This window comes from Streptomyces ruber (genome assembly GCF_014648075.1).
In the GTDB taxonomy this organism is placed as follows: Bacteria; Actinomycetota; Actinomycetes; order Streptomycetales; family Streptomycetaceae; genus Streptomyces; species Streptomyces ruber.
In genome coordinates, this window is the sequence record NZ_BMQK01000001.1 from 577032 (window position 1) to 594772 (window position 17741).

The 17741-nt window shown below is 73.0% G+C and carries 15 protein-coding genes and 1 pseudogene; 9 read left to right on the top strand and 7 right to left on the bottom strand.

Features of this window, described 5'->3' with window-relative positions:
- Window positions 1-93: 93 nt before the first annotated feature.
- The 4 genes from IEZ04_RS02700 to IEZ04_RS02710 form a co-directional block, all read right to left on the bottom strand.
- On the bottom strand, window positions 94-714 hold the full coding sequence (locus tag IEZ04_RS02700) for a Maf family protein (protein ID WP_189214947.1): 621 nt from the start codon (window positions 712-714) through the stop codon (window positions 94-96).
- A gap of 64 nt (window positions 715-778) precedes the next feature.
- A complete protein-coding gene (mmpB, locus tag IEZ04_RS35555; protein ID WP_268245652.1) occupies window positions 779-907 on the bottom strand; it encodes a morphogenic membrane protein MmpB in 129 nt (42 codons plus the stop codon).
- 109 nt (window positions 908-1016) lie between these two features.
- On the bottom strand, window positions 1017-1226 hold the full coding sequence (locus IEZ04_RS02705; RefSeq protein ID WP_189214948.1) for an acyl-CoA carboxylase epsilon subunit: 210 nt from the start codon (window positions 1224-1226) through the stop codon (window positions 1017-1019).
- Window positions 1227-1300: 74 nt separating this feature from the next.
- Window positions 1301-2962, bottom strand: coding sequence for an acyl-CoA carboxylase subunit beta (locus tag IEZ04_RS02710; RefSeq protein ID WP_229820794.1), 1662 nt, complete (start codon window positions 2960-2962; stop codon window positions 1301-1303).
- Between the two features lie 149 nt (window positions 2963-3111).
- Here IEZ04_RS02710 and IEZ04_RS02715 point away from each other — a divergent pair, with 149 nt between their 5' ends.
- Window positions 3112-3984, top strand: a complete 873-nt coding sequence (locus IEZ04_RS02715) for a biotin--[acetyl-CoA-carboxylase] ligase (protein ID WP_189214949.1) — start codon at window positions 3112-3114, stop codon at window positions 3982-3984.
- 209 nt (window positions 3985-4193) lie between these two features.
- Window positions 4194-5417 (top strand): adenylate/guanylate cyclase domain-containing protein, encoded by a 1224-nt coding sequence (locus IEZ04_RS02720; RefSeq protein ID WP_189214950.1) that lies wholly within the window; start codon window positions 4194-4196, stop codon window positions 5415-5417.
- A 40-nt stretch (window positions 5418-5457) separates the two neighbouring features.
- Here IEZ04_RS02720 and IEZ04_RS02725 read toward each other — a convergent pair whose 3' ends face one another.
- Entirely contained in the window at window positions 5458-6225 is a 768-nt protein-coding gene (locus tag IEZ04_RS02725; RefSeq protein WP_229820795.1) for a hypothetical protein, read from the bottom strand.
- 208 nt (window positions 6226-6433) lie between these two features.
- Between IEZ04_RS02725 and IEZ04_RS02730 the strand changes: the two genes are divergently transcribed.
- From IEZ04_RS02730 to hutH, 3 genes are all read left to right on the top strand, one after another.
- Entirely contained in the window at window positions 6434-7249 is an 816-nt protein-coding gene (locus IEZ04_RS02730; protein WP_189214952.1) for an enoyl-CoA hydratase/isomerase family protein, read from the top strand.
- Window positions 7250-7360: 111 nt separating this feature from the next.
- Window positions 7361-8539, top strand: a complete 1179-nt coding sequence (locus IEZ04_RS02735; protein WP_189214953.1) for a GGDEF domain-containing protein — start codon at window positions 7361-7363, stop codon at window positions 8537-8539.
- A 187-nt stretch (window positions 8540-8726) separates the two neighbouring features.
- Window positions 8727-10307 (top strand): histidine ammonia-lyase, encoded by a 1581-nt coding sequence (gene hutH / locus IEZ04_RS02740; RefSeq protein ID WP_373296241.1) that lies wholly within the window; start codon window positions 8727-8729, stop codon window positions 10305-10307.
- Window positions 10308-10322: 15 nt separating this feature from the next.
- Here the strand turns inward: hutH and IEZ04_RS02745 are convergent, their stop codons facing one another.
- Window positions 10323-10757: a hypothetical protein gene (locus tag IEZ04_RS02745; protein WP_189214954.1), complete on the bottom strand. Its 435-nt coding sequence runs from the start codon at window positions 10755-10757 to the stop codon at window positions 10323-10325.
- Between the two features lie 149 nt (window positions 10758-10906).
- Between IEZ04_RS02745 and IEZ04_RS02750 the strand changes: the two genes are divergently transcribed.
- The 4 genes and pseudogenes from IEZ04_RS02750 to IEZ04_RS02765 form a co-directional block, all read left to right on the top strand.
- Window positions 10907-11224 (top strand): hypothetical protein, encoded by a 318-nt coding sequence (locus tag IEZ04_RS02750; RefSeq protein ID WP_308429762.1) that lies wholly within the window; start codon window positions 10907-10909, stop codon window positions 11222-11224.
- Between the two features lie 211 nt (window positions 11225-11435).
- Window positions 11436-12701 carry a L,D-transpeptidase gene (locus IEZ04_RS02755; protein WP_189214956.1) on the top strand — a complete coding sequence of 422 codons (1266 nt, stop codon included), beginning with the start codon at window positions 11436-11438 and terminating at the stop codon, window positions 12699-12701.
- Between the two features lie 262 nt (window positions 12702-12963).
- Window positions 12964-16284 carry a S8 family peptidase gene (locus IEZ04_RS02760; protein ID WP_229820796.1) on the top strand — a complete coding sequence of 1107 codons (3321 nt, stop codon included), beginning with the start codon at window positions 12964-12966 and terminating at the stop codon, window positions 16282-16284.
- A gap of 79 nt (window positions 16285-16363) precedes the next feature.
- Window positions 16364-16687, top strand: a pseudogene (locus tag IEZ04_RS02765) (putative quinol monooxygenase); the annotation flags it as partial.
- 22 nt (window positions 16688-16709) lie between these two features.
- Here the strand turns inward: IEZ04_RS02765 and IEZ04_RS02770 are convergent.
- The gene (locus IEZ04_RS02770; protein ID WP_189214959.1) at window positions 16710-17651 is read right to left on the bottom strand and encodes an MmyB family transcriptional regulator; all 942 of its coding nucleotides are present in this window, start codon (window positions 17649-17651) and stop codon (window positions 16710-16712) included.
- Window positions 17652-17741: the final 90 nt, after the last annotated feature.

The following is a 17741-nucleotide window of genomic DNA, read 5'->3' on the forward strand; positions in this document are numbered from 1 at the left end:
TCTTTGTGGAATCCCTACTAATGGCCCAACGATTCTTTGCTGCTGCCAGAGCCCTTGTCCCCTTGTTTACCCGCAAGTAGCGTCGCCGATGTGTCAGCCCTCCGTGGGCGTCCACAGGTCCGTGATGCCGACGCCCAGTCTGCTCAGCAGCCGCCGCACCAGCGGGAGGCTGATCCCGATGACGTTGCCGTGGTCGCCCTCGATGCCGTCGATGAAGGGCGCCGAACGGCCGTCGAGCGTGAAGGCCCCGGCGACGTACAGGGGCTCACCGGAGGCGACGTACGCGGCGATCTCCTCGTCGGTGGGCTCGCCGAAGCGGACCACGGTGGACGCGGTGGCGGACACGTACCGGTCCTCCGCGGTGTCCCACACGCAGTGCCCGGTCTGCAGCGTGCCCGCACGGCCGCGCATCGACTTCCAGCGCGCGGTGGCCTCCTCGGCGTCCGCGGGCTTGCCGAGCGCCTGGCCGTCCAGGTCGAGCACCGAGTCGCAGCCGATCACGAGTGCGCCGCTCACCTCCGGCCGCGCCGCCACCACGGAGGCCTTCGCCTCGGCCAGCGCGAGTGCCAGTTCGGCGGGGGTGGGAGCGGTCACGGCGTCCTCGTCGACCCCGCTGACGATCACCTCGGGGGCGAGTCCGGCCTGGCGGAGCAGCCCGAGCCGGGCGGGGGACTGGGAGGCGAGCACGAGTCGGCGGCGTGGCTGAGCGGTCATGCGGTCAGCGTATCGACGCGGCCGGGGCGCTGCCCGGCGGGGAGCGGGGGCGTCCCGGCGCGGGTCACCCCATGCCGATCATCAGCATCGAGAGCACCATGGCCAGTGCCACGAGAACGCCCAGCCGCCGCAGCATGGCCTGCATGTCGCGCAGCTCCTTCGGAGGCTCGTTCTCCGGATCGGACCACAGCATGTCACCGATGCTGCGACCCTCCGTCGGTCCGGCGCCTGAGTACGCGTACTCAACTTGCGCGGCCCGTCCGGGCCGGACCACCGCTCGGCGGTCCGGCCCGGCGGAGCGCTCAGCCGGGCCAGAACGTGCGGCGCCACGCCGTCGGGCCCGGCTGGGGCAGCCGGTCGGCGGCGACGCGGGCCGGGTCGGCCCAGGAGTCCCGCGGCTTCGGCACGCCGGACGGCTCGGCGGCGGCCGCCGCGGCGCGCGCCCTGACCACCGCGAGCGCGGCGGCCAGCTCCTCCGGGGTCGGATTGCCCCGTACGACCTTGATCGTCACAACGGCTCCATGGGGGTCGGGAAGGGTCAGGGGGGTCAGAAGGGTCGGAGGGGGTCGGAGCAGAGGTGTACGGGCTACAGCGGGATGTTGCCGTGCTTCTTCGGCGGCAGGCTCGCCCGCTTCGTCCGCAGCTGGCGCAGACCGCGCACGACGTGGGCGCGGGTGTCGGAGGGCATGATCACCGCGTCGACGTAGCCGCGTCCGGCCGCGGTGTACGGGTTGAGGAGCGCGTCCTCGTACTCCTGGATCAGCCCGGCCCGCACCTCCTCGCGCTGCTCCTCGGGGGCGGCCGCGATGGTGCGCCGGTGCAGGACGTTGACCGCGCCCTGGGCGCCCATGACCGCGATCTGGGCGGTCGGCCAGGCGAGGTTGAGGTCCGCGCCCAGGTGCTTGGAGCCCATCACGTCGTACGCGCCACCGAACGCCTTGCGGGTGATGACCGTGATCAGCGGCACCGTGGCCTCGGCGTACGCGAAGATCAGCTTGGCGCCGCGGCGGATGATGCCCTCGTGCTCCTGGCCGACGCCGGGCAGGAAGCCGGGGACGTCCACGAAGGTGAGGACCGGGACGTTGAAGGCGTCGCAGGTGCGGACGAAGCGGGCGGCCTTCTCGGAGGCGTCGATGTCCAGACAGCCCGCGAACTGGAGGGGCTGGTTGGCGACGACGCCCACCGGGGAACCCTCGACGCGGCCGAAGCCCGTGATCATGTTCGGGGCGAACAGCGGCTGCGTCTCGAAGAACTCGGCGTCGTCGAGCACGTGCTCGATCACCGTGTGCATGTCGTACGGCTGGTTCGCGCTGTCCGGGATCAGCGTGTCCAGCTCGCGGTCCTCGTCGGTGACGGCGAGGTCCGCCTCCTCCGGGAACGCGGGCGGCTCGCTGAGGTTGTTGGACGGCAGGTACGACAGCAGCTGCTTGACGTACTCGATGGCGTCCTTCTCGTCGCCCGCCATGTGGTGGGCCACGCCCGAGGTCGTGTTGTGGGTACGGGCGCCGCCGAGCTCCTCGAAGCCGACGTCCTCTCCCGTCACCGTCTTGATGACGTCGGGTCCGGTGATGAACATGTGCGAGGTCTGGTCGACCATCACCGTGAAGTCGGTGATCGCGGGGGAGTACACCGCGCCGCCCGCGCACGGGCCGACGATCAGGCTGATCTGCGGGACGACACCGGAGGCGTGCACGTTGCGGCGGAAGATCTCGCCGTACGCGCCGAGCGAGGCGACGCCCTCCTGGATGCGGGCGCCGCCGGAGTCGTTGATGCCGATGACCGGGCAGCCCGTCTTCAGCGCGAAGTCCATCACCTTGACGATCTTCTGCCCGTAGACCTCGCCGAGGGCGCCGCCGAAGACCGTGAAGTCCTGCGAGAACACGGCCACCGGGCGGCCGTCCACCGTGCCGTAGCCGGTGACGACCCCGTCGCCGTACGGGCGGTTCCGCTCCAGGCCGAAGTTGGTCGACCGGTGCTGGGCGAACTCGTCGAACTCGACGAACGAGTCCTCGTCCAGCAGCAGTCCGATGCGCTCACGGGCCGTCAGCTTGCCCTTCGCGTGCTGTTTCTCCACGGCGCGCCCGGAGCCGGCGTGCGTCGCTTCGTGGATGCGGCGCCGCAGGTCCGCGAGTTTGCCCGCGGTGGTGTGGATGTCGTTCTCCTCGGCCTCTGCGGGCTCTGCAGCCTCTGCGGTCTGTGCAGCCTCCGCAGCTTCTGCGGCCTCTGGGCGCTCTTCCGGCTCGGACATCGGGATGCGGCTCCCTGCCTGCTCAAGGGGGATGTGAGGGTGTACCTGCCTGGTGCCTGCTCACACGGGGGGACGGTTACTCATACGTAGCGTAGTGGTGTACCCCAGGGTTCAGCAGTGCGGCGTATGCCACACCTAGGGTGGGTCGCATGACGCCGCGAGACGAACCCGACCCGAACGACCGGCCGCCCGGCGGCCGCTGGTCCGACCTGGACCGCCCGCCCCTCGACGCCGCCTCCCTGCGCCGGTCGCTGGTGCGCGAGGGCGGGCTGTGGAGCTCGCTGGACGTGGTACCCGTGACGGGCTCCACCAACACCGACCTGGCGGACCGCGCCGCCGGCCTCGCCGAGGGCGCGGTGCTGGTCGCCGAGGAGCAGCGCGCCGGACGCGGCCGCCTCGACCGCACCTGGACCGCGCCGCCCCGCTCCGGACTGATCGTCTCCGTGCTGCTCCGGCCGGCCGAGGTGCCCCTCGAACGCTGGGGCTGGCTGCCGCTGCTGACCGGGGTCGCGGTGGCGACCGGGCTGTCCCGTACGGCCGGCGTGGACACCGCGCTGAAGTGGCCCAACGACCTGCTGGTCACGGTGGACGGCGAGGAGCGCAAGGCCGGCGGCATCCTCGCCGAGCGCGCCGGTCCCGACGGCGTGGTCATCGGCGTCGGGATCAACGTCTCGCTGCGGGCGGACGAGCTGCCCGTCCCCACCGCCGGGTCGCTCGCGCTCGCGGGCGCCGTGACCACGGACCGCGACCCGCTGCTGCGGGCGGTGCTGCGCTCGCTGGAGCACTGGTACGGCACCTGGCGCGCGGCCGGCGGCGACCCGGCGGTGAGCGGTCTGCACGACACGTACGCGGCCGGCTGCGCGACGCTGGGCCGCACGGTCCGCGCGGAGCTGCCCGGCGACCGCTCGCTCGTGGGGGAGGCCGTCGCGGTCGACGGCGACGGACGCCTGGTGCTGGCCACGGCCGAGGGTGTGCAGCAGCCGGTCGGAGCCGGGGACATCGTGCATCTGCGCCCCGTGTGACGGGAGGGAGCGCGGGGGTACTCGGCCGGGCCGGTGGCACCGGACGACACCGGGCACGCGGCCGTCCCGTACGGCCCCGGGGCCCGCCCGGACCCCCCTCCACCTGGTGCGCGCGGCGGTCCGCGCCGACAGGAGTGAGCCAGCGCACACCTGCCGTACAGTTGAGGCCGGTCGATACCTGACCGTGACAGATCGGAAGGGCAGCAGGCGTGACCGTCGACGACACGGGTTCCGGCGCGGGCGCACACCACGCACCCGACGGCGACCCGGACCGTACCGCCGGGTCCGCCGGTGACGCGTCGGCCGCCCGGGGCGAGCGTGCCGAGCCGCGGCGGACGGACGCGCCGGGCAGGGGAGGCGCGCAGGGCCCCGACCCCGTCGAGGACCCGCTGGCACTCCGCCTCGAACAGCTCATCCTCGGTGCCGAGCGCCGCTACACCCCCTTCCAGGCGGCCCGCAGCGCGGGCGTCTCCATGGAACTGGCGTCCCGCTTCTGGCGGGCCATGGGCTTCCCGGACATAGGGCAGGCCAAGGCGCTCACCGAGGCGGACGTCCTCGCGCTGCGCCGGCTGGCCGGTCTGGTCGAGGCCGGTCTGCTCAGCGAGGCGATGGCGGTGCAGGTGGCACGTTCCACCGGGCAGACCACCGCCCGGCTGGCCGAGTGGCAGATCGACTCCTTCCTGGAGGGCCTCACCGAGCCGCCCGAGCCGGGCATGACGCGCACCGAGGTCACGTATCCGCTGATCGAGCTGCTGCTGCCGGAGCTGGAGGAGTTCCTCGTCTTCGTCTGGCGGCGCCAGCTCGCCGCGGCGACCGGCCGGGTCGTGCAGGCCGCCGACGACGAGGAGATGGTCGACCGCCGGCTCGCCGTCGGCTTCGCGGACCTGGTGGGCTTCACCCGGCTGACGCGCCGCATGGAGGAGGAGGAGCTGGGCGAGCTCGTCGAGGCCTTCGAGACCACGGCGGCGGACCTGGTGGCCGCGCACGGCGGCCGGCTGATCAAGACGCTCGGCGACGAGGTGCTGTACGCGGCGGACGACGCGGGGGTGGCCGCCGAGATCGCGCTCCGGCTGATCGAGACCATGGCCAACGACGAGACGATGCCCGAACTGCGCGTCGGCATCGCCTTCGGCACGGTGACGACACGGATGGGCGACGTCTTCGGCACGACGGTGAACCTGGCCTCGCGGCTCACCTCGATAGCGCCGAAGGACGCCGTGCTGGTCGACACCGCCTTCGCGGAGGAGATCGTCCGCACCGGTGACGCCCCCGTCTCCGAGGCGGAGGCCGCGGAGGCCGCGGCCGCCGCGGAGAAGGAGGGCGAGGAGCCGCCGACGTACCGTTTCGCCCTCCAGCCGATGTGGCAGCGGCCGGTGCGCGGCCTGGGTGTCGTACAGCCGTGGCTGCTCACGCGACGGGCGGACGGGGTCTGAGGTGCTCCCCGGTTCCGGTTCGGGGAGCTGAGGGGCTCCCTCACTGGTGACGGCGCCCGTGGTGGAGCCCGGAGGAGCCGGGAAGCCAGTCCCGGTACGCGGGGTCGCCGCTGACGCACACGCCGATGACCGGCAGGCACAGGACCGGCCGGGTGGTCTCGCGCTCGCGCTCCGGAGCCGTGGGCGTCGCGTCCGGCGGAGTGGGCCGGGGTGCGGCGGGCCGGGTGCGGGCCGGGGCGCGTGTGGTCGGAGGGGGCTTCGGTGGGGCGGTCGGTGCTGTGGCGACATCGGTGATGTCCGTGACATCGGTGGCCGCGGAGGCGGAAGCCCTGGGGGCGGGCCCGCGCGGGGCGCCGCCGGGGGGCGCGGCCGTGGTGCCGGGCACCCGTGCGGATCCCGGAGCGCGCGGCGACGGGGTTCCCGGGCGCGGGCCGGAGACGTCGTCCGTGGCGCGCGCCGGGGGTGAGGTGGTCGGGGACGCCGCCGTCCGAGGCGGGTCGTAGGCGCTTCCGGCCCCGACGGCGCGTGGCTCCGCGGGATCGCCCCCGGCGCTCCCGCCGGACGGCTCGGGCACCAACAGCCTCACCAGTCCCAGCGCCCCCGCCATCAGGGCGAACGCGCCGACCGCGATCCGCAGCCGCCGGGGACGGGGCTTGCGGTGTCGGCCGCTGCCGGGGCGCGCCGCTGCCACGGCTCCTGCTCCCTCTGCGGGCCCCTCGTTCTCCCCGTTCTCCCCGTTGTCTCTGTTTTCCCCGTTCTCTCTGTTCTCCCCGTTCTCTTCGTTCCCCTCGATCGGCGTCTCCGTCATGGCCGTTCCCTCCCCCGAGCGCCTCGCGCCCCCGGTGCGCTGTGCGGTGCGCAGGCTATGCGCCCCGGGAGGGGGCGGGAGGGAGTCGGGACGACTGTCACACGAACGGCTGACGGAGGGGGCAGCCGTCCCTCCCTTCCCCGGCGGGGCCCCGGCTGCCATGATCGGAGACGCCGGGAGTTAACCGACGTTAACCAGGAGGGTCGTCATGACGGATGGGGCGGAGCGAGGGGACGAGCGGCGGTACGGGGAGTTCGTCGGCGTACGGCGGCACGGGTACGTCGCCGAGCTCGTCCTCGACCGCCCGGCGGCCATGAACGCGGTCTCGACGGAGATGGCGCGTTCGATCGCCGGTGCCTGTGAGGCGCTCGCCGCCGACCGGGACGTCCGTGCCGTCGTGCTGACCTCCACGCACGAGCGGGCCTTCTGCGTGGGCGCCGATCTGAAGGAGCGCAACTCCTTCAGTGACGCCGACCTCGTGCGCCAGCGGCCCGTCGCGCGCGCCGCGTACACCGGCGTACTGGAGCTGCCGATGCCGACGGTCGCCGCCGTGCACGGCTTCGCGCTGGGCGGCGGGTTCGAGCTGGCCCTGTCGTGCGACCTGATCGTGGCGGACCGTACGGCGGTGGTCGGGCTCCCGGAGGTGTCCGTGGGGGTGATCCCGGGCGGTGGCGGTACGCAGCTGCTGCCGCGCCGGGTCGGTGCCGCGCGGGCCGCCGAGCTGGTCTTCACGGCCCGGCGCCTGGAGGCGGAGGAGGTCGCGGAGCTGGGGCTCGTCGACCGGCTGGTGGGCGCCGGCGAGGACCGTACGGAGGCGCTGGCGCTGGCCGCCCGGATCGCGGGGAACTCGCCCGTGGGGCTACGGGCCGCCAAGCGGGCGCTGCGGCTCGGGCACGGGCTCGACCTGCGCACCGGTCTGGAGGTCGAGGACGCGGCCTGGCGGGCCGTCGCCTTCTCCGGGGACCGGGCGGAGGGCGTCGCGGCGTTCAACGAGAAGCGGCGGCCGGAGTGGCCCGGGGAGTAGTTCCCCCCGCTGTTCTCTCCGCTGCTTGCCGGGGCTCCCTGGGGCTCTCCGGCGGCCGTCCGGCCGCACACCGACACGCCAAACCGGGATAAACCTCCCTAGTCTGGACGGATGGGTGAGGACGAACGGTTGCGGGCCGTGGTGGCCTTGGCGCAGGGGATGGCGGCCGCGCGCACCCCTGACGAGTCCTGGCGGGCGGCGGCCGAGGGGGCGCGGCACGCACTGGACGGCGGCTTCGCCGCGCTGTCGGTGTGGGAGCGCGAGCTGGGCCGGCTGCGCGTCCTCGTCAACGTCGGGGACAGGGCGCCGGACGAGGAGGAGTTCCCGGACGCGGAGACGTATCCGGTGCACCGCTTCCCGGAGATCACCGAGTTCCTGCACGAGCGCTGGGCGGGCGGGATCGGGCCCAGCGCCTGGGTGGAGACCGCGGAGGCCGCGGAGGACGCCGCCGGGCCGGCCGGATCCGCCGGCCCGGAGGGGCGCTGCCTCCAGCGTGTCGAGGCCCTGCGCAGCCGGGGCCGCGGCTCCTGCGTGGTGGCGCCGGTCGTGCTGCGCGGGCGCGCGTGGGGCGAGCTGTACGTGGCGCGTCCGGCGGGGGCCGAGGTGTTCGGTACGGAGGACGCCGAGTTCGCGACCGTGCTGGCGGCCGTCGCCGCGGCCGGGATCGCGCAGACCGAGCAGGTGGAGGAGGCCCGGCAGTTGGCGTTCACGGACGCGCTGACCGGCCTCGCCAACCGCCGGGCGGTCGATGTGCGGCTCGGCGAGGCGATCGAGCGGCACCGCGCCGACGGCACCGCCGTGAGTCTCGTGGTCTGCGACATGAACGGGCTGAAGTGGGTCAACGACACCCACGGCCACGCCGCGGGGGACCGGCTCCTGGAGCGGTTCGGCTCGGTGCTGTCGCTGTGCGGCGCGATGCTGCCGGGCGCGCTGGCGGCGCGGCTCGGGGGTGACGAGTTCTGCCTGCTGGCGGTGGGGCCGCCGGCGGACGACGTGGTGCGGGTGGCCGGGGAACTCTGCCGCCGCGCCGCCGATTTGGAGCTGGGTGAGGGCGTCGCCTGCGGGGTGGCGTCCACGCAGGACCCGATCGGCGCCGTCCGGTCGGCGCGCCGGCTGTTCCGGCTCGCGGACGCGGCGCAGTACCGGGCGAAGGCGGAACGCTCGCCGAAGCCGGTGGTGGCGGGCCGGCAGGGTCCGGACGACCCGGTGCTGCGCCTCGCCGACCGCCCCGGGCCGGGCGCGCCGGGGACGGGTGACCGGCGGAGCTTCCGGGGGCGGAGCCCGCGGTGACGGCTTCCGTTTTGAGCTCTGGCCGAAGTCCCGCCCGGAGCCCCGCCCGGAGCCCCGCCCGAAGCCCCGCCCGGAGTCCCGCCCGGAGCCCCGCCCGGGAGGGGCGCCCGGGAGGGGTGCGCCGGGTAAGGGCCGAGCCCGTTGATCGGTCGTGACATTCGGCGATTCAGTACCTACGATCCTGAATATGGATATGCACTCTGGGGGCACGGTGGTGCTCGGGACGTCGGGTGCCACCGCGGCCGACGTCGTCGCCGTGGCGCGGGACGGCGCCCGGGTCGAGCTCGCCGAGGAGGCGGTGGCGGCCCTGAAGGCGGCGCGCGAGGTCGTGGACGCGCTGGCGGCCGAGCCGGACCCCGTCTACGGCGTCTCGACCGGCTTCGGCGCCCTCGCCACCCGGCACATCGGCCCGGAGCTGCGTACCCGGCTGCAGCGCAACATCGTGCGCTCGCACGCCGCGGGCATGGGGCCGCGTGTGGAGCGCGAGGTGGTGCGCGCGCTGATGTTCCTGCGCCTGAAGACGGTCTGCTCCGGCCACACGGGGGTACGGCCCGAGGTCGCGCGGACCATGGCCGCCGTGCTGAACGCGGGCATCACCCCGGCCGTCCACGAGTACGGCTCGCTGGGCTGCTCCGGCGACCTCGCGCCGCTGTCCCACTGCGCGCTGACCCTGATGGGCGAGGGCGAGGCGGAGGGCCCCGACGGCGTCGTACGCCCGGCGGGCGACCTGCTCGCCGCACATGGCATCACCCCGGTCGAACTGCGCGAGAAGGAGGGCCTCGCCCTCCTCAACGGCACCGACGGCATGCTCGGCATGCTGTTCCTCGCCCTCGCCGACCTGGAGCTGCTCTACAAGTCGGCCGACGTCACGGCGGCCCTCACCCTGGAGGCCCTGCTCGGCACGGACAAGGTGCTCGCCCCCGAGCTGCACGCGCTCCGCCCGCACCCCGGGCAGGCCGCCTCGGCCGCCAACATGCTGGCGGTGCTGGCGGGTTCGGGGATGACCGGCAGCCATCAGGAGGACGCGCCCCGGGTCCAGGACGCCTACTCGGTGCGCTGCGCCCCGCAGGTCGCGGGCGCGGGCCGGGACACGATCGCCCACGCGCGCGTGGTGGCCGAACGGGAGCTCGCGGCGGCCGTCGACAACCCGGTGGTGCTGCCCGGGGGCACCTCCCAGGCTTTCGGCGCCGGGGGCAGGGTCGAGTCCAACGGCAACTTCCATGGCGCGCCCGTCGCTTACGTCCTCGACTTCCTCGCCGTCGCGGCCGCGGACCTCGCCTCGATCGCGGAGCGCCGTACGGACCGCCTCCTCGACAAGAACCGCAGCCACGGGCTCCCGGCGTTCCTCGCGGACGACCCGGGCGTCGACTCCGGGCTCATGATCGCCCAGTACACCCAGGCGGCCCTGGTGAGCGAGTTGAAGCGGCTCGCGGTCCCCGCGTCGGTGGACTCGATCCCCTCCTCGGCGATGCAGGAGGACCACGTCTCGATGGGCTGGTCCGCCGCGCGCAAGCTGCGTACGGCGGTCGACGGTCTGGCGCGCGTGCTGGCGGTCGAACTGTACGCCGCCACCCGGGCGATCGAACTGCGCGGGGCGCTCACTCCGGCGCCCGCGACGCGTGCGGTCGTGGACGCCGTGCGCGCGGCCGGTGCCGGGGGTCCGGGACCGGACCGGTTCCTGGCCCCCGAGCTTGCCGTGGTGGACGCGTTCGTGCGTGACGGACGGCTGGTCGCGGCGGTGGAGACGGTCACCGGGCCGCTGCGGTAGCGGCGTCGGGCGCCGTCAGAATTCGAAGCGTTCCCTGCGTACCGAGTGCACGACGAACCCGGCGCCGAGGGTCAGGAAGAGCGTGCCGCCGACGATGTACGGGGTGGTGTCGAAGGACCCCGTGTCGGCGAGCCGGGTGTGGGCGCCGGCCGGTACGGCGACGCCCTCGCCGGACTGCGTGAAGACCGCCCGGGCCGGGCCCGCCGGCTCCGCGTTCGCGTCGGTGGACGTGGATGCGGATGTGGACGTGGATGTGGACGTGGATGCGGATGTGGTCGTCCCCGCATGCGTGGTGGTTGTCGTGGTGGTGTTCGTCTCCGGGCTCCCCGGCTGGTTCTGGGTGGCGCCTGCGGACGGGACGAACCACAGGGCCGCGAGGAGGGTCCCGGCGGCGGTGGCGGTCAGCAACGTCCGACGTGCGGTGGACGACGATCGGCGTGCGGCGGACACGGAATATCGATCCCCTTGTGGAGCTGGCGAATTGGCCGTGGGATGCGATGCTAGTGAAAGCCGCGGGTCGCGTAAAAGCCGGGCTGCCGGTCAGTCGTACGCTCCGGGCTATGAACACTTCTGAGACATCACGCTTTGTCCGTGTCCGCGTGGACCTGGTCGTCGAGATCGACTCCGCCGAGGCCGTCGCCGAGGCGGCGCAGCGGCGGATCGAGGACGACCCCGATATGCCGGCGCATGAGCGGGTACACGCCAACAGTGCGGTGATGGAGGACACGGCGGAGGCCCTCGCGTATCTGGTCGATCCGTTCGACCTGGTCAGTGGGGTGCCCGGGGTGGAACTGGCGCAGGCCTCGTGGAGCAGCGAGCAGATCGAGTACGACCCCGATGCGCTGGAGTGGGAACTCGACGGGGAAGATGATGCCGACGACGACGACGGGGAAGCAGCGGAACGCGGGCTCGGCTGAGGCGTGGCGGAAAAAGATTCACGGCCCCGGGCGGCAACCGCGCCCGGGGTTCCGTCGTCTCATCAGGCGCACTGACCACCCCGGAGCCGTGGTCCGGCCTCCGGCCGGGCGTGGTGTGGACCACATATCGGTGTCTTGTGGAACGGGATGAACCGGTCGTGGCGTTGAAGGTCGTACGGGAAGTCTCAGGGGTCTTGGGGAATTGGCAACGATGGAGAAGCGTGTGATGACGAACAGTAGGCGGCGCAGGGGCCTGTCGGTCGCGTCCGCTCTGCTCGGCGGGGTGCTGGTGCTCTCTGCGTGCAGCGGGGGAGACACCGACGACACGTCTGCCGGGGGCGGCGGCGAGTCCCGGGCCGAGGTCGACGAGGCGGCCGCCACGAAGACCTCCGAGGCCGACATCGAGATCACGCCCAAGGACGGCTCGAACAACGCCTCCATCAACAACTCCGCCAAGGTGACCGTGAGCAAGGGCACGCTCACCGAGGTCACCATGGAGACCTCCGACGGGACCGCCGTGGAGGGCGAGATATCCGCGGACAAGACGAGCTGGGAGCCCACCGGACAGCTCGAGCGGTCCACCACCTACAAGGTGAGCGCCACGGCCGAGGACTCCGAGGGGCGCGCCGCCCACGAGAACGCGTCGTTCACGACGGTCTCCCCGGACAACAGCTTCATCGGCAACTTCACGCCGGAGGACGGCTCCACGGTCGGCGTCGGCATGCCGGTCTCGATCAACTTCGACAAGGCGATCGAGAACAAGGCCGAGGTGCAGAAGGGCATCACGGTCACCTCCAGCGCCGGTCAGGAGGTCGTCGGGCACTGGTTCAACGCCAACCGGCTCGACTTCCGGCCCGAGAAGTACTGGACGGAGAACCAGACCGTCACGCTGAAGCTCGCGCTCGACGGTGTCGAGGGCGCCGAGGGCGTCTACGGCGTCCAGCAGAAGACGGTCACCTTCAAGATCGGCCGCAACCAGGTCTCGGTCGTCGACGCCAAGACCAAGCAGATGAAGGTCATGCAGGACGGGAAGGTCGTCCGGACCATCCCGATCTCGGCCGGCTCGCCGGAGAACAAGACGTACGAGGGCCAGATGGTGATCTCCGAGAAGTTCAAGGAGACCCGGATGAACGGCGCGACGGTCGGCTTCACCGACGACGACGGCGAGGGCGAGTACGACATCAAGGACGTGCCGCACGCCATGCGCCTGTCGACCTCCGGCACCTTCATCCACGGCAACTACTGGGGCGCCAAGTCGATCTTCGGCAGCGTGAACACGAGCCACGGCTGCGTCGGCCTGGCGGACACCAAGGGCGCCAACGACCCGAACACCCCCGGCGCCTGGTTCTACAACAACTCGATCATCGGTGACGTCGTGGTCGTGGAGAACACGGGCGACGACACCATCAAGCCCGACAACGGCCTCAACGGCTGGAACATGGACTGGGCCGAGTGGAAGGCGGGCTCGGAGGTCTGATCCAGCCCCCGCTCCCTTCCCCCACAGTGGCGCCGCCCCGCACGGGCGGCGCCACTGGCGTGTCCGGCGAGGGCTTCTCACATGCCTCGGCGTGCCTCGGTGAAGGAGAACGCGCAAGCGGGGTGATCCGGCCATCGTCCATGCGATCCGGACAACTTGAATCATGCATGGAACCCACGTCACATGAACGTCGATCCCTCTGGCCGGATGAAAGAACGCGCGTGTCCGGACTTCGACCACAGGGGGAGACTTGCGCAGACATGTGAAGAGAGCGGGTGCGGCCACGGTCGCCACGGCCGCCGCCGTGGCCCTGGCGGCGGGCCTGACCAGCCCGGTGTCGGCCGCACCATGGTCCACGGGCGGCACCGCGACGGCCGCGGACGCCGCCAAGCACCGCATCACCCTGATCACCGGTGACCGGGTGGTGGTCGACGCGGACGGGCGTCCCGTCGGCTTCGAGCGGGCCGAGGGGCGGGAGGGCATACCCGTCCAGGTCCGCGAGGCCGGCGGCCACACCCTCGTGGTGCCCGCCGACGCGGCCCGCCTGATCGCCACCGGGAAGCTCGACCGACGGCTGTTCGACCTCACCGTCCTGAACCGGGCCGCCACCCGCGACGCCCACAAGAACGGCCTCAAGGTGATCGTCGGCTACCAGGGGGCCGCCGCCCCGGCCGCCCGCGCCGACGTCCGCGACGCGGGCGACACCAAGGTGCGCAGGACCCTCACGTCCCTGAACGCGGACGCGGTCCAGACCCCGGAGGACGACGCGCGCGAGCTGTGGCGGGCGGTGACCGACGACGACGGCACCGCGGCCTCCGGCATCGCGCACATCTGGCTCGACGGCGTCCGCAAGGTGACCCTCGACAAGTCGGTGCCGCAGATCGGCGCGCCGAAGGCGTGGGAGGCCGGCTACGACGGCGAGGGCGTCACCATCGCCGTCCTGGACACCGGCATCGACGCCACCCACGAGGACCTGAAGGGCCAGGTCGTCGGGGAGAAGAACTTCACCGCCGCCACCGGTACGAACGACGCCTACGGGCACGGCACGCACGTCGCCTCCATCGCGGCGGGCACCGGCGCCAAGTCGGGCGGCGCGTACAAGGGCGTCGCCCCGGGCGCGAAGCTGCTCAACGCCAAGGTCCTCGACGACTCGGGCTTCGGCGACGACTCCGGCATCATCGCGGGCATGGACTGGGCCGCGGCCCAGGGCGCCGACGTGGTGAACCTCAGCCTGGGCGGCGGCGACACCGCCGAGATCGACCCGATGGAAGCCCAGATCAACAAGCTCTCCGCGGAGAAGGGCATCCTCTTCGCGGTCGCCGCGGGCAACGAGGGCCCCGGTGACCGGACCATCGGCTCCCCGGGCTCCGCGGCCGCCGCCCTCACGGTCGGCGCCGTCGACGACGGCGACGCGCTCGCGGACTTCTCCAGCCGCGGCCCCGGCATGGACGGCCAGATCAAGCCGGACGTGACCGCGCCGGGCGTGGAGATCACCGCCGCCTCCGCCCCGGGCAGCGTCATCGCGCAGGAGGTCGGCGAGAACCCGGCCGGCTACCTCACCATCGACGGCACCTCGATGGCCACCCCGCACGTGGCGGGCGCCGCGGCGATCCTCAAGCAGCGGCACCCGGAGTGGACGTACACCGAGCTCAAGGGCGCCCTGACGGCCTCTGCCAAGGGCGGCGCGTACTCCGCGTACGAGCAGGGCGCCGGACGCGTCCAGGTGGACCGGGCGCTCACGCAGACGGTGGTCGCCGACCCGGTGTCGGTGAGCTTCCCCACCCAGCAGTGGCCGCACACCGACGACACCCCGGTGACCGAGGCCGTGACGTACCGGAACCTCGGCACCGAGGACGTCACCCTCGACCTGGCCGTCGCGGGCACCGACCCGAAGGGGCAGCCGGCTCCCGCCGGTTTCTTCACGCTCGGCGCCAAGTCCGTGACCGTCCCCGCGGGCGGCACCGCCTCCGTCGACCTGACGGCGGACACCCGGCCGGGCGGCACCCTGGACGGCGCGTACTCCGCGTACCTGACGGCCACCGGCGGCGGCCAGACCGTGCGCACCGCGGCCGGCGTGCAGCGCGAGCCGGAGTCGTACGACGTCACCCTCGAGGTGACCGGCCGGGACGGCAGGCCCGCCGCCGACTACCTGGTCAACCTCGCCGGTGTGTCCGGCGGGGCGGCGGGCGAGTGGTTCAACCCGTACGAGGCCGACGGCAGCGTGACCGTCCGCGTGCCCAAGGGCGGCTACATCCTCGACGCGGCCGTCCTCGGCGGCCCGGAGAATCCGGACGACGGCCCCACCTGGCTCGCCCAGCCCGACCTGTCCGTCACCAGGGACACCACGGTGACGCTGGACGCCCGCAAGGCCGCGCCGGTCGACGTCACGGTGCCCGCCGCCGGGGCCACGTCCGAGTTCGCGTCGGCCGACTTCACCAGGGAGGTGGCGGGCGACAGTTACGGCTTCGGCTGGTTCCTGGACACCTTCGAGGGATTCCGCGCCGCCCACCTCGGCCCGAAGGTCACCGACGGCTCCCTGCGGCAGCAGTGGGACGGGCACTGGACCAAGGGCGCCACGACCGAGTACGCGGCCATCTCCGGCGGCACGGTCCAGCAGCTCGCCACCGGCTACACCAAGCACTGGAAGAAGAGCGAGCTGGCGACGGTGCGGGTTGGCCTGGGCGCCTCCGCCGCCGGCAAGGAGGGGTCGGTCTCCGCCTGGGGCTACCTGCCCGGCAGCGCGGGCGGCTCCGCCATCAGCGTCCCGCAGCAGCTGCCCGGCACCCGCACGCTGTACCTGTCCGCCACGGACGGGGTCAAGTGGGGCCTCGACTTCGAGCAGACCGACGGCGTCGACGAGGACGGCTGGCCGATCGTCGAGGCCTCCTACACCCAGGGAACCGAGCGGGCCTACCAGGCCGGCCGGGTCTACGGGGCGACGTTCAACGTCGGGGTCTTCGGCCCCACCGTCGGCGGTGACCACGGGGTGCGCCGGGACGGCGACGACATCTACGGCTACCTGCCGATGCTCGCCGACGGCAACGCCCACGCCGGGGGGTCGGAGCTCACCTCGGCGCGTTCGACGCTGTACCGCGACGGCAAGAAGATCGCCGAGACGGACGACACCCTGGACGGCTCCGGCGGGTTCACGGTCCCGGCCGCCGAGGCCCCGTACCGGCTGGAGACGTCCGTCGAGCGGTCCGCGGAGGTGGCCGGGGTCTCCACCCGGGTCGACGCGAGCTGGACGTTCAGGTCGGCGAGGACCGCCTCGGACACCGAGCTGCCGGTCTCCACGGCCCGCTTCGGCCCGCTGCTCGACCTGAGCAGCCGCGCGCCGGCCGGACGGACGGTCACCGTGCCGGTCACCGTCCAGGGCGCGGCCGCGGGGGACAACCTGAAGTCGCTGGCGGTGTACGTGTCGTACGACCACGGCAAGAAGTGGACCAAGCTCACCGTCACCGACGGCAAGGTCACCCACACCAACCCGGCGAAGGGCGGAAGCGTCTCCTTCCGCGCCGAGATCACCGACAAGAAGGGCAACGGGTCGACGGTCACGATCCACGACGCGTACCACGCCAAGTGAGGCGCGGGCGTACGCACCGTTGACGGCGGCCCGCCGGGGGATCTTCCTCCGGCGGGCCGTCCCGTGTTCGTATGGGCGTATGACAGTGCGCACCGTGGAGTACATCCGCTACCGGATCCCGGAGGAGCGGTCGGCGGAGTTCCTGGCCGCCTGGACCAAGGCCGCGGCCTTCCTGGCGGCGTCGCCGGCCTGCGTCGACTACGAGCTGGCCCGCTGCGAGGAGGACTTCGAGCACTTCGTCCTGCGCGTCACCTGGACGTCGACCGAGGACCACCTGGAGGGGTTCCGGACGTCGGAGCTGTTCGACGACTACCTCGCCGTGGTGCAGCCCTTCGCGGGCGACATCCAGGAGATGCGGCACTACAAGCCCACGGTGGTACGGGGAGCGGGCGCCGGGGCGCCGGGAGTACCCGAGGGGTGACCCCTCAGACCTCCTCGGCCTCCTGCCGCAGGCGGTGGGCGTCCGTGCCCCAGCTCGCCAGCAGGCGCAGCGCCTCCGCCGACGGGGTGCCGGGCTCCGCGTGGTACGTGATGAGCATCTGCTCGGGGTCGCCCGGCGGCTGGAACGACTCGAAGTTCAGCGTCAGCTCGCCCACCAGCGGATGGCGCAGCGCCTTCACCCCGTGGCACTTCTCCCGCACGTCGTGCCGGGCCCACAGCTGCCGGAACTCCGCGCTCTTCACCGACAGCTCGCCCACCAGCGCCGACAGGTGCGGGTCGTCCGGGTGCCGGCCCGCGTCCATCCGCAGCATGCCGACGATGTCCGTGGCCTTGGACTCCCAGTCGGCGAACAGCACGCGGTACTCGGGCCGCAGGAACACCAGCCGCGCCCAGTTCCGCTCCTGCGCCGGCAGCTCGCCCCAGTCGCCGAACACGGCGGCCGCCATCCGGTTCCAGGCCAGGATCTGCGAGCGCCGCCCGGTGACGTACGCGGGCGTGCCCTCGAAGGTGTCGAGGAGCTGCCGCAGGGACGGCCGCACCTGCTGCGCCCGCCACGCGTGCTTCCGCTTCAGCGGCCGCGGCCTCGCCAGGTGGGTCAGGTGCGCGTGCTCGGCGTCGTTCAGGCGCAGCGCGCGGGCGATGGCGTCGAGCACCTCGGCCGAGACGTTGCGGCCGTTGCCCTGCTCCAGCCGCGTGTAGTACGCGACGGACACCCCGGCGAGCTGCGCCAGCTCCTCGCGCCGCAGCCCCGGCACCCGGCGGTGCCGCCCGAAGACCGGCAGCCCCACGTCCTCCGGCTTCAGCCGCGCCCGGCGGCTGCGCAGGAACTCGCTCAGCTCCGCGCGCCGGTCCAGCGCCCGGCCGACCTCGTCGGCGGGGTGCGTCGCGGCGGAGGTCTCCGCACCGGTGGGGGGCGACTTGTCCATGTTTCCAGTATCCCCGGTCGTACGCACACGATCCTGACCCCGCCAGTAGTAGGACCACTGGGCGTACGCAAAGCCGTGATCTGGGCGGAT

Bases quoted from the DNA above. Each gene is read 5' to 3' on its own strand.
- IEZ04_RS02770 (WP_189214959.1), bottom strand. From the start codon at position 17,651: ATGGACAAGTCGCCCCCCACCGGTGCGGAGACCTCCGCCGCGACGCAC.
- IEZ04_RS02735 (WP_189214953.1), top strand. From the start codon at position 7,361: ATGGGTGAGGACGAACGGTTGCGGGCCGTGGTGGCCTTGGCGCAGGGG.
- IEZ04_RS02715 (WP_189214949.1), top strand. From the start codon at position 3,112: ATGACGCCGCGAGACGAACCCGACCCGAACGACCGGCCGCCCGGCGGC.
- IEZ04_RS02755 (WP_189214956.1), top strand. From the start codon at position 11,436: ATGGAGAAGCGTGTGATGACGAACAGTAGGCGGCGCAGGGGCCTGTCG.
- IEZ04_RS02725 (WP_229820795.1), bottom strand. From the start codon at position 6,225: ATGACGGAGACGCCGATCGAGGGGAACGAAGAGAACGGGGAGAACAGA.
- IEZ04_RS02710 (WP_229820794.1), bottom strand. From the start codon at position 2,962: ATGTCCGAGCCGGAAGAGCGCCCAGAGGCCGCAGAAGCTGCGGAGGCT.
- IEZ04_RS02700 (WP_189214947.1), bottom strand. From the start codon at position 714: ATGACCGCTCAGCCACGCCGCCGACTCGTGCTCGCCTCCCAGTCCCCC.
- IEZ04_RS02730 (WP_189214952.1), top strand. From the start codon at position 6,434: ATGACGGATGGGGCGGAGCGAGGGGACGAGCGGCGGTACGGGGAGTTC.
- mmpB (WP_268245652.1), bottom strand. From the start codon at position 907: ATGCTGTGGTCCGATCCGGAGAACGAGCCTCCGAAGGAGCTGCGCGAC.
- hutH (WP_373296241.1), top strand. From the start codon at position 8,727: ATGGATATGCACTCTGGGGGCACGGTGGTGCTCGGGACGTCGGGTGCC.